Source organism: Paracoccus marcusii (assembly GCF_006151785.1).
Taxonomy (GTDB): Bacteria; Pseudomonadota; Alphaproteobacteria; order Rhodobacterales; family Rhodobacteraceae; genus Paracoccus; species Paracoccus marcusii.
Window position 1 is genome coordinate 1 of record NZ_VDDD01000101.1, and the last position, 12257, is coordinate 12257.

The following is a 12257-nucleotide window of genomic DNA, read 5'->3' on the forward strand; positions in this document are numbered from 1 at the left end:
ATGCCGAATGGGCCGATCTGGCGCGCGACGCGCAGGTGGCGGGCCGCCACGGCGCAGCCGCGGTGGTCGAGGCCGTGCGTGCTGGGCAACTGGCCCAGCAGGACGCCGCGACCGAGTTCGCCTATGCCTGCGCCGAGGCGCGCTGGAACGCCGCCCGCCAGGCGCGTCCCGCGCTGAACGATCTGCCGATGCTGGATCGCCACGACCTGGTCGGCCTGTTCCGCCAGCTGGAGGCCGAGCGGATCGAGGCCACCAAGACGCTGATTCTGTCGCGACATTTCGACCAGCTGCCCCGCGGCACGCAGGGAGAGATGGGCCTGATCCGCGGAGAGATCGCCCGCCGCCGCGCGCACAAACCGGTGCGCTGGCTGATGCGCAACGCGGGCGCGATGGTCCAGCGTATCAAGCCGGTGATGCTGATGAGCCCGATCTCGGTCGCCCAGTTCCTGCCGCCCGATGCGGTCAGCTTTGATCTGCTGGTCATCGACGAGGCGTCGCAGATCCGCCCCGAGGACGCCTTGGGCGTCATCGCGCGCGCGCGCCAGATCGTCGTGGTGGGCGACCAGAAGCAGCTACCGCCGACATCGTTCTTCGACCGCCTGGTCGACGATGCCGAAGACCAGGACGAACCCGAGGACGGCCCCCAGGGCGCGAACGTGGCTGACATGGAGAGCATCCTGTCGCTGTGCGAGGCGCGGGGACTGCGGTCGCGGATGCTGGAATGGCATTACCGGTCGCGCGACCCGTCGCTGATCCGGGTGTCGAACGCGGAATTCTATGACGACCGGCTGGTGCTGCCGCCGTCGCCACTGCAGCTGGACCCCGATTACGGGCTGAAGTTCTGTCGCGTGTCCGGCGCCTATGCCGCGCGCGGCAGCGGGCGGGGGCGCGCGGGGACGAACCGGATCGAGGCCGAGGCCGTCGTCGCCGCCATGGCCGATCACGCCCGCAACTGGCCGGGCCTGTCCCTGGGCGTGGTCGCCTTCTCCAAGGCGCAGGCCGACATGCTGACCGAGGTGGCGGATGCCGCCCGCCGCCGCAACCCGGCGCTGGACGCGCTGCTGCGCGAGGGCGGGGCCGAGGACGTGTTCGTCAAGAACATCGAGAACGTGCAGGGCGACGAACGTGACGTGATCCTGATCTCGGTCGGCTACGGCCCGTCCGAACCCGACGGGCCGCTGACCCGGATGCAGTTCGGCCCCGTGAACGGCGAGGGCGGAGAGCGTCGTCTGAACGTGCTGTTTTCCCGTGCGCGCATCCGCTGCGAGGTGTTCGCGTCCTTTGACCCGGGCCAGATCGACCCGTCGCGGACCACGCGTGAGGGGCCGCGCGTCCTGAAGCGGTTCCTGGATTTCGCGCAGTCGGGCATCATCGAGGAACGCCGCCCCACCGGTCTGGCCCCCGACAGCCCGTTCGAGGAGGATGTCGCGCGCGTGATCCGCGATCTGGGCTATCTGGCCGATCCGCAGGTCGGCAGTGCCGGGTTCCGCATCGATCTGGGCGTGCGCCATCCTGACCGTCCGGGCCAGTACCTGGCGGCGGTCGAATGCGACGGCGCCGCCTATCACGGTGCGTTGTGGGCGCGCGAACGCGACCGTCTGCGCCAGGACATCCTGGAGAATCTGGGCTGGCGGTTCCACCGCATCTGGAGCACCGATTGGTTCCACCGCCGCGAGGCCGAGATCGCACGGCTGCGCGACGCCCTGTCGCAGGCCCGCGATGCGGCGCAGGACGGCATCCGCCCGCGCGGCGCGAACCATGGGGCAGGGCCTGTCGTCCAAGACGACCCCGAACCGGTCCTGGAGATGGCGCCGCCCTCGCTGTCGGCGCCGCCCTATCGCCGCGCGGACCTGCAGGCCCCGCCGGAGGGAGAGCCCCATGACCAGCCCGACGCCGTACTGGCCGACCTGGCAGCGGCCGTCATCCGCACGGAGGGGCCGGTCCATGCCGACGAGGTGGCGCGGCGCATCGCCGCGGCCTTCGGCAAGGCGCGCACCGGCAGCCGGATCGGAGAGGCCGTGGCCCGGGCCACCGCACTGGCCCTGCGCCGCGATGCCGACCTGATGCGGCAGGGCGATTTCCTGATGACCCGGGCGCAGGCCGACAGCCCGCCCGTCCGCGACCGCAGCGCCGAGACGGGCAGCCTGCTGAAGGCCGCCTGCCTGCCCCCGCAGGAGATCGCCGCCGCCGCGCGGATGATCCGGACCGAGAACGGCGGCATGACGCCCGACCAGCTGACCCGCGCCGTGGCGCGCCTTCTGGGCTTTCAGCGCGTGGGGCCGGACCTGTCCGAGGCGATATCGGGGGTGCTGCTGGGCATGGCCGCGGCCTGAGGCCTATTCCCCGCCGGGCGGAATGCGATTATGGCTGCCGCACAAGGCAAGGGAGCCGGACCGATGCGCGTGGACCTGATCATCTTCGACTGCGACGGCGTCATCGCCGACAGCGAGGTGCTGTCCGCGCAGGTGCTGATCGACCAGCTGGCGCGTCTGGACATCGTCGTGACGCCCGACGACGTGCGCCGCGATTTCCTCGGGCGCAGCTTTCCCACGGTCGCGGCGTCGATCCGCGACCGCTTTGCCCTGACCCTGCCCGCCGATTTCGAGGCGACCTATCGGGCCCGCCTGCTGGCGCGGTTCGACACCGATCTGCGCACGACGCCGGGCTTTGCCGATGCGCTGGCGCAGATCCGGCTGCCGGTCTGCGTCGCGACCTCGTCCAGCCCGCCGCGGGTGGCGCGGACGCTGGCGGTGCTGGACCTGGCGCAGCGGTTCGGCGCGGACGTGTTCACGGCCAGCCAGGTGGCGCGCGGCAAGCCCGCGCCCGACCTGTTCCTGTTCGCGGCCGAACGGATGGGCGTCGATCCCGCCCATGCCCTGGTGATCGAGGACAGCCAGCCCGGCCTGCAGGCGGCCCGCGCGGCGGGAATGCGGGTCCTGCAGTACCGCGGCGGCGCCCATCTGGCGGGACAGCCCGCAACGGACGAGGGCTTTGACTGCTGGTCGCAGTTCCCCGACCTGCTGGCGCGCATCCAGGTGCCCGCATGAGCCAGAACCACTTCACCCCCGAAACGACCCGCCTGGACGATGCCGCCCGCGCCGGCTGGCTGTACTACGTCGCCGGAAACACCCAGGACGAGATTGCGCGCAAACTGGGCGTCAGCCGCCAGACCGCGCAGCGTCTGGTCGCGATGGCGCTGGCCGAACGGCTGGTCAAGGTCCGCCTGGATCACCCGATCGGACGCTGCATGGATCTGGCGCGCGCGCTGCAGGACCGGTTCGGCCTGTTGACCGCCGAGGTCGCGCCGTCGGACCCCGAGGCGCCGGACCTGTTGGCGGGCATAGCCATCGCCGCCGCCGCGCATCTGGAACGCGTGCTGAAATCGCCCGAACGGCGGATCGTCAGCCTGGGCACCGGGCGCAACCTGCGCGCAACGGTGGAACAGCTGCCCCGCATGACCTGTCCCCAGCATGTCGTCGTGTCCCGCCTCGGCAACATGATGGAGGACGGGTCGGCCACCCCCTACAACGCCACCATCCGGCTGGCAGAGCGCATCGGCGCGCCGCATTTTCCCTATCCGCTGCCGGTGCTGGCGCGCGACGCGGCGGAACTGGCGGCGATGCAGGGACAGCAGGCCGCCCGCAACACCATCGACCTGTGCGCACGCGCCGACCTGTCGCTGGTGGGCATCGGACAGATGGACATGACCGCGCCGCTGCATGTCGACGGCTTCCTGAGCGAGGCCGAAATGGCGCAGCTGGCCCGCGCCGGTGCCGTGGGCGAGATCACCAGCTGGGTCTATGACGCCCGGGGCCAGGTGATCGATTGCGACTTCAACCGCCGCGTGGCGTCGGCACCGCTGCCCTGCGGAAGCGACCGTCCGGTGATCGCCGTCGCCTCGGGTCAGGCCAAGCTGCCGGCCATCCGCGCGGCGATGGTGGGGGGGCTGATCAACGGCCTGATCACCTCGGAGGCGACGGCGGAACGCCTGCTGGCCTGAAGAACTGCACTGTCGTCAAGCCTTTACACCCTCGCTGCACTGCGGCGGGGAATCTGCGTTGACAGATTCGCAAGACGGGGCGAGTATATGCCCATCGGAAGGGCAAATGCCCAACCGCCAAGGGAGGACTACATGACCACGACATTCCGCGCCCTTCTGGGCGCTACGGCCCTGTGCGCCGTCGGCAGCATGGCCGCCGCGCAGGACAACGTGACCCTGACGATCGCGACCGTGAACAACGGCGACATGATCCGCATGCAGCAGATGACCGCGCCCTTCACCGAGGCGAACCCGAACATCCAGCTGGAATGGGTCACGCTGGAGGAGAACATCCTGCGCGAGCGCGTCACCACCGACATCGCCACCAGCGGCGGGCAGTATGACGTGCTGACCATCGGCACCTACGAGGTTCCGATCTGGGCGGCGCAGGACTGGCTGACGCCCCTGGACGACCTTCCCGAAAGCTACAACGTGGACGACCTGGTCCCCGCCGTGCGCGCCGCCCTGTCGGTGAACGACACGCTGTACGCCGCGCCGTTCTATGCCGAATCGGCAATGGTGATGTACCGCACCGACTTGGCCGAGGCTGCGGGCGTGACCATTCCCGACAACCCGACCTGGACCGACATCACCGCCGCCGCCAAGGCGATGACGGACAAGGAGAACGAGGTCTATGGCATCTGCCTGCGCGGCAAGCCGGGCTGGGGCGAGAACATGGCCTTCCTGACCGCCATGGCCAACAGCTATGGCGCGCGCTGGTTCGACATGGAATGGGCGCCCCAGTTCGACAGCCCCGAATGGCAGGCGACGCTGACCGACTATCTGACGCTGATGAACGAATACGGACCTCCGGGCGCGTCGTCGAACGGCTTCAACGAGAACCTGTCGCTGTTCCAGCAGGGCAAGTGCGGCATGTGGATCGACGCGACCGTTGCCGCAAGCTTCGTGACCGACCCCGAGGATTCGACCGTCGCGGACAGCGTGGGCTTTGCGCAGTTCCCCAACAAGGAAGGCGTCGACAACCACGGCAACTGGCTGTGGGCGTGGAACCTGGCCATCCCGGCCTCCAGCCAGAAGCAGGACGCGGCCAAGACCTTCGTGGCCTGGGCGACCAGCCAGGAATACACCAACATGGTGGCCGAGGCCGAGGGCTGGCGCGCCGCACCTCCGGGCACGCGCACGTCGCTGTACGAGAACCCCGACTATCAGGCCGAGGCTCCGTTCGCGGCGATGACGCTGGAATCGATCAACGCCGCCGACACGCAGAAATCGTCGGTCCAGGACATTCCCTATACCGGCGGCCAGTTCGTCGCGATTCCGGAATTCCAGGGCATCGGCACGGCGGTCGGACAGACCTTCTCGGCGGCGCTGGCAGGCCAGATGTCGGCCGAGGACGCCCTTGCGGCGGCACAGTCCAGCACCGCCCGTGAAATGGCGCGCGCGGGCTATCCCAAGTAAGCCGCGACCCGCGCCGCCCCCGACATGCGGGGCGGCGCACCCCCGCTTTCCCCAAAAGGACGCAAGCCATGGCCACCCGCCAGACCGCAAGTCTTGCGCGCCTGATGCGCGCACCTGCCATCATCCTGCTGCTGATCTGGATGATCGTCCCGTTGGGGATGACGCTGTACTACTCGTTCCTGAACTACAACCTGCTGAACCCGGCATCCGTCAGCTGGGCAGGGTGGTTCAACTATCAGTATTTCTACACCGATCCGGCCTTCTTCGACGCGATCTGGAACACGCTGGCCCTGGTGCTGGGCGTGCTGGCGATCACCGTCATCGGGGGCATCGCGATCGCCCTGCTGATCGACAAGCCGATCTTCGGGCAGGGGATCGTGCGGATCCTGATCATCTCTCCGTTCTTCGTGATGCCGCCGGTGGCCGCGCTGATCTGGAAGAACATGATCATGCACCCGTCCTATGGGGTCTTTGCCGACATCGCGCGCGCCATCGGCGTGCAGCCGGTGGACTGGTTCGCGCAATATCCGCTGACCTCGATCATCATCATCGTGGCCTGGCAATGGCTGCCCTTCGCGACGCTGATCCTGCTGACCGCCCTGCAATCGCTGGACGGCGAACAGATGGAGGCGGCCGAGATGGACGGCGCGGGCGCCGTCAGCCGGTTCATCCACCTGACCCTGCCGCACATGGCACGCGCCATCACCGTCGTGGTGCTGATCCAGACCATCTTCCTTCTGGGCATCTATGCCGAGATCCTGGTGACCACCAATGGCGGTCCGGGCAATGCCAGCACCAACCTGACCTATCTGATCTATCGCGCGGCCCGTCTGAACTTCGACATCGGGGGCGCGGCGGCGGGCGGCATCATCGCGGTCATCCTGGCCAACATCGTCGCGTTCTTCCTGATGCGCGCCGTCGGCAAGAACCTGGATTGAGGAGCATCCCATGGCACGCGCAGTAAGCACCCGCACCAAGGTCGGCTATACCATTGCCGCTTGGATCGTGGCCTTGGTGATCTTCTTCCCGATCCTCTACACGATCATCACCAGCCTCAAGACGGAACAGGAGGCCATTTCGGGCTTCAGCCTGATCCCGTCCTTCACCCTGTCCAGCTTCGAGGCGGTGCAGACCCAGAACAACTACTGGAAGCCCTTCACCAATTCGGTGATCCTGGCGGTGGGTTCGACCATCCTGGCGCTGATCGTCGCGATCCCGGCGGCCTGGGCGATGGCGTTCTCTCCCACCAAGCACACCAAGGACATCCTGATGTGGATGCTGTCCACAAAGATGATGCCCGCGGTCGCGGTGCTGGTACCGATCTATCTGATCTTCCTGCGCACCGGGCTGATGGACACGCGGATCGGCCTGACGGTCATGCTGATGCTGATCAACCTGCCGATCGTGGTCTGGATGCTCTACACCTATTTCCGCGAGATCCCCGGAGAGATCCTGGAGGCCGCGCGCATGGACGGCGCCACGCTCAAGGACGAGATCCTGTACGTGCTGACGCCCATGGCGGTGCCGGGCATCGCGTCGACCATGCTGCTGAACGTCATCCTGGCCTGGAACGAGGCGTTCTGGACCATCCAGCTGACCACCACCAACGCCGCGCCCTTGTCGGCCTTCATCGCCAGCTTCTCCAGCCCGCAGGGGCTATTCTGGGCGAAACTCTCGGCGGCCTCCGTCATGGCCATCGCGCCGATCCTGATCATGGGCTGGTTCAGCCAGAAACAACTTGTCCGCGGCCTGACCTTCGGCGCGGTGAAATAAGGGGACCATCATGGGACGCATTACCCTTGAAGCAGTGACCAAGCGGTTCGGAGACGTCGAGGTCATCCCGCCCCTGAACCTGGACATCAACGACGGAGAGTTCGTGGTCTTCGTCGGCCCCTCGGGCTGCGGGAAATCCACCCTTCTGCGCCTGATCGCGGGGCTGGAGGACACGTCGGGCGGGCGCATCCTGATCGACGGCAAGGATGCCACCGACACGCCCCCGGCCAAGCGCGGCCTGGCGATGGTGTTCCAGTCCTATGCGCTGTACCCGCACATGTCGGTCAGAAAGAACATCGCCTTTCCGATGCGCATGGCGGGTGTGCCGCAGGACGAACAGGACCGCCGCATCACGGCGGCCGCCAAGGCGCTGAACCTGACCGATTACCTGGACCGCAAGCCGGGCCAGCTGTCGGGCGGCCAGCGCCAGCGCGTGGCCATCGGGCGGGCGATCGTGCGCGAACCGGCCGCGTTCCTGTTCGACGAGCCGCTGTCGAACCTGGACGCCGCCCTGCGCGTCGGCATGCGCCTTGAGATCAGCGAGCTGCACAACCGCCTGAAGACCACGATGATCTACGTCACCCATGACCAGGTCGAGGCGATGACCATGGCCGACAAGATCGTGGTCCTGCGCGCCGGCAACATCGAACAGGTGGGCAGCCCGATGGAGCTGTACCGCGCGCCCAGGAACCTGTTCGTCGCGGGCTTCATCGGCAGCCCCAAGATGAACCTGATCGACGGGGCGGCGGCCGCGGAATACGGTGCCCACACCATCGGCATCCGGCCCGAACACATCGCGGTGTCGCCCGATCACGGCAAGTGGCGCGGGCGCGTCGGCGTCAGCGAGCATCTGGGATCGGACACGTTCTTCTATGTCGAGGACACGGGTCTGGCCGACACCATCACGGTGCGTGCGGGCGGCAACATCGACCTGCATCACGGCGACACCGTCTGGCTGACCCCGGACGACGCGCAGATGCACCGCTTTGATGCCACGGGGGCGCGGGTGGCATGATGCTGTCGGGAAAGACCGCCCTGATCACCGGGGCCGCGCGCGGCATCGGGCTGGCATTCGCCCGCGCCTATCTGGATCAGGGCGCGCGCGTCGCCATCTGCGACATCAATCTGGAGGCCGCCCGCGCGGCGGCCGCGGGTCTGGGCGAGGGTGCCATCGCGGTGGCGCTGGACGTGACCGATCAGGCCAGCATCGACGCCTGCGTGGCCTCCGTGGAACAGCAGTTTGGCGGCATCGACATCCTGATCAACAACGCGGCCCTGTTCACCGCCGCCCCCATCGCCGAGATCACCCGCCCCGATTACGACCGCATCATGGCGGTCAACGTGTCGGGCACGCTGTTCATGATGCAGGCCGTCGCGCGGTCCATGATCGCGCGCGGTAAGGGCGGGCGGATCATCAACATGGCGTCCCAGGCCGGCCGCCGGGGCGAGGCGCTGGTCGCGGTCTATTGCGCCAGCAAGGCCGCGGTGATCAGCCTGACGCAATCGGCGGGCCTGAACCTGATCGCCCACGGCATCAACGTGAATGCCATCGCGCCCGGCGTCGTCGACGGCGAACATTGGGACGGCGTGGACGCGTTCTTCGCGAAATACGAAGGCAAGGCCCCCGGCCAGAAAAAGGCCGAGGTCGGCGCCGCCGTCCCCTTCGGCCGCATGGGCACTGCGGCCGACCTGACCGGCATGGCGGTGTTCCTGGCATCCGACGGGGCCGACTACATCGTGGCCCAGACCTACAATGTCGACGGCGGCAACTGGCTCAGCTGACTGCCGCACCCCCTGCAATTCCCGGCCCCCCGCGCGCATCCTGCGCCGCGGCCACGGGGCGATTTGACGAAAGGTCCGATCATGGCCATCCAACTGACCCAATCCGCGCTGGCCGGGCTGCCCGACACCGTGGCACGCCCCGCCTATGACCGCAGCGCCCTGACGGCGGGCATCCTGCATGTCGGCGTCGGCAATTTCCACCGCGCGCACATGGCGTGGTACCTGGACCGGCTGTTCGCCCAGGGGCGCGACCACAGCTGGGCGCTGATCGGCGCGGGCGTGCGTCCGGGCGACGCCGCGATGCGCGAACGGCTGGCGGCCCAGGACTGGCTGACCACGCTGGTCGAGCTGGACCCCGCAGGCCTGTCCGCACAGGTGCTGGGCTCGATGATCGATTTCGTGGCCGTGGACCCCGCAGCCACCATCGCCGCGATGGCCGATCCGGCGATCCGCATCGTCTCGCTGACCATCACCGAGGGCGGTTATTACGTCGACGCCAAGACCGACGGCTTCGATGCGGGCCATCCGGACATGGTGCATGACGCGGGCGCGCCGGATGCGCCGCGCACCGTGTTCGGCATGATCCTGGCTGCGCTGCGGGCGCGGCGCGCGGCGGGGCATGCGCCCTTCACCGTCCTGTCCTGCGACAACCTCCCGGAAAACGGCCATGTCTGCGCCCGCACGGTGACGGGACTGGCCCGCGCGCTGGACCCCGCGCTGGCCGATTGGGTTCAGGCCAACGTGGCCTTTCCGAACAGCATGGTCGATTGCATCACCCCGGCGACCAGCGACCGTGAACGCGCCCTGGTCCGCGACCGCTTCGGCATCCAGGACGCCGCCCCCGTCGTCTGCGAGCCCTTCCGCCAATGGGTGCTGGAGGACAACTTCCCCCAGGGCCGCCCGGCGCTGGAGGCCGTGGGCGCCGAATTCGTCGCCGATGTCAGCCGCCACGAGCTGATGAAGCTGCGCATCCTGAACGGCGGGCATGCGGCCATCGCCTATGCCTCGGCGCTGCTGGGGCATCATTTCGTGCATGACGCGATGGCGGACGCGGACATCGCCGCCTGGCTGCGCACGCTGGAGACGCGCGAGATCATCCCGACCCTGCAGCCCATTCCGGGCGTCAGCTATGATGAATACCTGGCGCTGATCGTCAGCCGCTTCTCGAACCCGGAAATCGGCGACACCATTCCGCGCCTGTGCCTGGACGGGTCGAACCGCCAGCCGAAATTCATCCTGCCGACGCTGCGCGACCGGCTGACGGCGGGCGCGCCCATCGGCGGGCTGGCGCTGGAGCTGGCGCTGTGGTGCCGCTATTGCGAAGGCACGACCGAGGCGGGCGCGCCGATCGCACCCAATGACGACGCCCATGCGACGCTGCGCGACCATGCGCTGGCGGCAAAGGACGATCCGCAGGCGTTCCTGTCCCAGCACGCGATCTTTGGCGATCTGGCGGGGTCCGCGCCCTTGGTCGCGGCCTTCGGCGACGCGCTGGCCGCGTTGCGCCGGGACGGGGTGCGGGCGACGCTGGCGGCCTATGTCGCGGGCATGCCCCACCGCTGAAAGCTGGCGGCCAGGTCAGGGCAATCGGCTGCGGCCTGGGCGGGCGTCAGGCCCGCGCCGGCCGCAGCCCAGGCATGGCGGATGGCGCGCACCCCCGCAGCCAGCCCGTTCGGATGGCCGTGGATCCCGCCGCCGCCCAGATACATCAGGTCCAGCGTGCCGCCCGTGCGCGCCCAGGTCTGGAACGCCTGGCCGCCCCATTGCCCCGAACAGACCACCGGCAGCGCCCGGTCCGCCTCCGAGAAGATCGGCGTCGTGACGTCCGCAAAGGACCGCACGAAGCTGTCGTCACCCTCCCAGTATTTCGCGCCGATGCCGTTGATCTGGAACTGATCGACGCCCAGCAGGCGCCAGATCTTCTGCCAGGCGCGAAACTCGAAGCCCAGGCCCGGATGGCGCGTCAGCAGGTCCCACCCGTTGCGATGCGCGTGCAGGCACAGCGCCGACCGCTTTCGCAGGAAGGCCATCGCCCCCGGTCCGATCGAATTGATGTTCACCACCGCCGCATTGCCGCCTTGCGCCACGACGTGATCGTGGCGGCGCATCATCACGTCCGGGTCCGCCGATGACAGGCCAAAGGCATACATGACCTGCTTGCCCGTCTGCTGCGCATGGTCGCGGATCACCGCCATGACGGCATCGACCCGCGCCTCGAAGGGGGAATAGGCGGGCGACATCATCTTTTCGTCGTCCTTGATGAAATCGACCCCGGCCGCGCACAGCGTACGCACGACCTCGGCCGTCTGATCGGGGGTCAGGCCAAGCGAGGGCTTGATGATCGACGCGATGATCGGCCCCTCTGCGACCCCGGTCAGGCGGCGAGAGCCCTCAATGCCGAATTGCGGCCCCGGGTGGGCCGCGAAATCGGGCGTCAGGTGGAAATCCAGCACCCGCATGCCGGTCAGGCCGCGCGCCGCGAAGAGGCCGCCCGTGGTGACCGTCAGCAGCGCCGCGATGTCGCCGCCGATGCTGTCGGGCGAAAAGGCGATGGTCGCGCGGGCGCGCCGCACCGGCCCCGCGCCTTCGGGCAGCGAGGGCTGGGGCAGGGGCTCCAGCAGGGTCACGTCCTCGACCCGGGCGGCGTGGCGGGCGCGCAGGGCGTCGGTCTCTCCGGGCAGGTCGGTGAAGGTGCCGGTGGACTGGTCGGCCGCGATCTTCTCGGCCATGGCGCGCGGGTCGCCGGGGGTCTCCAGCAGATAGGTGACGCGGATCATGGCTGCTCCTGATGTCGGGGGCCGCCGCCGTCGCGGATCCAGCCGAAATAATCGGTCGAGCCCATCTGCCCGCCCTTCAACGCGATCTCCAGCCCGTCATGCAGGCCGTCGCCATGGGCCCGGCACAGCGCGGCGCCGGGAATGGTGGGGGCCAGCGCGGTCAGGGCGCTGAGGCCCAGCTGCCGCATTGCGTGCCCCGAGGTGTCGCCCCCCGAGATCACCGCGCGGCGGATGCCGGACCCGCACAGCACCCCGTCCAGAATGCGGCCCAGCCCCTCTCCGATGCGCCGGGCGGCGGTCTCAGGCGCCATGCCCGAGGTCGACAGCGCGCTGCGGAACGCGCCGACCTGCGCGCCGTCATGGCCCGCCGCCGAATGGATCAGCGGGCTGGCGCCGTCACTTGCGGCACGCAGGGCGGCGGCGGTCAGGCGCGCGACCTCGGCCGTCAGATCGGCCTCGGATCCGCA

11 protein-coding genes are annotated in these 12257 nt (G+C 68.8%); 9 read left to right on the plus strand and 2 right to left on the minus strand.

Annotated features, from left to right (window positions below):
- The 9 genes from FHD68_RS14095 to FHD68_RS14135 all read left to right on the plus strand — a co-directional run.
- The coding region (locus tag FHD68_RS14095) for a DUF3320 domain-containing protein (protein ID WP_139086051.1) at nucleotides 1-2333 on the plus strand (2333 nt) is incomplete at its 5' end.
- Between the two features lie 63 nt (nucleotides 2334-2396).
- On the plus strand, nucleotides 2397-3047 hold the full coding sequence (locus FHD68_RS14100; RefSeq protein ID WP_045982113.1) for an HAD family hydrolase: 651 nt from the start codon (nucleotides 2397-2399) through the stop codon (nucleotides 3045-3047).
- Nucleotides 3044-4000, plus strand: coding sequence for a sugar-binding transcriptional regulator (locus tag FHD68_RS14105; RefSeq protein WP_046001030.1), 957 nt, complete (start codon nucleotides 3044-3046; stop codon nucleotides 3998-4000). Before FHD68_RS14100 ends, FHD68_RS14105 begins: the two co-directional genes overlap by 4 nt.
- Before the next feature lie 132 nt (nucleotides 4001-4132).
- Nucleotides 4133-5458: an ABC transporter substrate-binding protein gene (locus FHD68_RS14110; RefSeq protein WP_127898966.1), complete on the plus strand. Its 1326-nt coding sequence runs from the start codon at nucleotides 4133-4135 to the stop codon at nucleotides 5456-5458.
- A gap of 68 nt (nucleotides 5459-5526) precedes the next feature.
- A complete protein-coding gene (locus FHD68_RS14115) occupies nucleotides 5527-6396 on the plus strand; it encodes a carbohydrate ABC transporter permease (RefSeq protein ID WP_046001028.1) in 870 nt (289 codons plus the stop codon).
- A 10-nt stretch (nucleotides 6397-6406) separates the two neighbouring features.
- The gene (locus FHD68_RS14120) at nucleotides 6407-7231 is read left to right on the plus strand and encodes a carbohydrate ABC transporter permease (protein WP_045982117.1); all 825 of its coding nucleotides are present in this window, start codon (nucleotides 6407-6409) and stop codon (nucleotides 7229-7231) included.
- Between the two features lie 10 nt (nucleotides 7232-7241).
- Nucleotides 7242-8246, plus strand: coding sequence for an ABC transporter ATP-binding protein (locus tag FHD68_RS14125; protein WP_045982118.1), 1005 nt, complete (start codon nucleotides 7242-7244; stop codon nucleotides 8244-8246).
- Nucleotides 8243-9013 (plus strand): L-iditol 2-dehydrogenase, encoded by a 771-nt coding sequence (locus tag FHD68_RS14130; RefSeq protein ID WP_127898964.1) that lies wholly within the window; start codon nucleotides 8243-8245, stop codon nucleotides 9011-9013. The genes FHD68_RS14125 and FHD68_RS14130 overlap by 4 nt, the downstream gene beginning before the upstream one ends.
- Before the next feature lie 81 nt (nucleotides 9014-9094).
- Nucleotides 9095-10576, plus strand: a complete 1482-nt coding sequence (locus tag FHD68_RS14135) for a mannitol dehydrogenase family protein (protein ID WP_127898963.1) — start codon at nucleotides 9095-9097, stop codon at nucleotides 10574-10576.
- Here the strand turns inward: FHD68_RS14135 and oiaX are convergent.
- Nucleotides 10549-11790, minus strand: a complete 1242-nt coding sequence (oiaX, locus tag FHD68_RS14140) for a 3-oxo-isoapionate-4-phosphate decarboxylase OiaX (protein ID WP_127898962.1) — start codon at nucleotides 11788-11790, stop codon at nucleotides 10549-10551. The genes FHD68_RS14135 and oiaX overlap by 28 nt on opposite strands.
- Nucleotides 11787-12257, minus strand: a 471-nt coding sequence (locus FHD68_RS14145) for a nucleotide-binding domain containing protein (protein WP_280115175.1), incomplete at its 5' end; no start/stop codon positions are given. The genes oiaX and FHD68_RS14145, both read right to left, overlap by 4 nt.

Excerpts from the sequence above, each read along its gene's own strand:
- FHD68_RS14100 (WP_045982113.1), top strand. The coding sequence starts at position 2,397 with ATGCGCGTGGACCTGATCATCTTCGACTGCGACGGCGTCATCGCCGAC.
- FHD68_RS14105 (WP_046001030.1), top strand. The coding sequence starts at position 3,044 with ATGAGCCAGAACCACTTCACCCCCGAAACGACCCGCCTGGACGATGCC.
- FHD68_RS14110 (WP_127898966.1), top strand. The coding sequence starts at position 4,133 with ATGACCACGACATTCCGCGCCCTTCTGGGCGCTACGGCCCTGTGCGCC.
- FHD68_RS14115 (WP_046001028.1), top strand. The coding sequence starts at position 5,527 with ATGGCCACCCGCCAGACCGCAAGTCTTGCGCGCCTGATGCGCGCACCT.
- FHD68_RS14120 (WP_045982117.1), top strand. The coding sequence starts at position 6,407 with ATGGCACGCGCAGTAAGCACCCGCACCAAGGTCGGCTATACCATTGCC.
- FHD68_RS14125 (WP_045982118.1), top strand. The coding sequence starts at position 7,242 with ATGGGACGCATTACCCTTGAAGCAGTGACCAAGCGGTTCGGAGACGTC.
- FHD68_RS14130 (WP_127898964.1), top strand. The coding sequence starts at position 8,243 with ATGATGCTGTCGGGAAAGACCGCCCTGATCACCGGGGCCGCGCGCGGC.
- FHD68_RS14135 (WP_127898963.1), top strand. The coding sequence starts at position 9,095 with ATGGCCATCCAACTGACCCAATCCGCGCTGGCCGGGCTGCCCGACACC.
- oiaX (WP_127898962.1), bottom strand. The coding sequence starts at position 11,790 with ATGATCCGCGTCACCTATCTGCTGGAGACCCCCGGCGACCCGCGCGCC.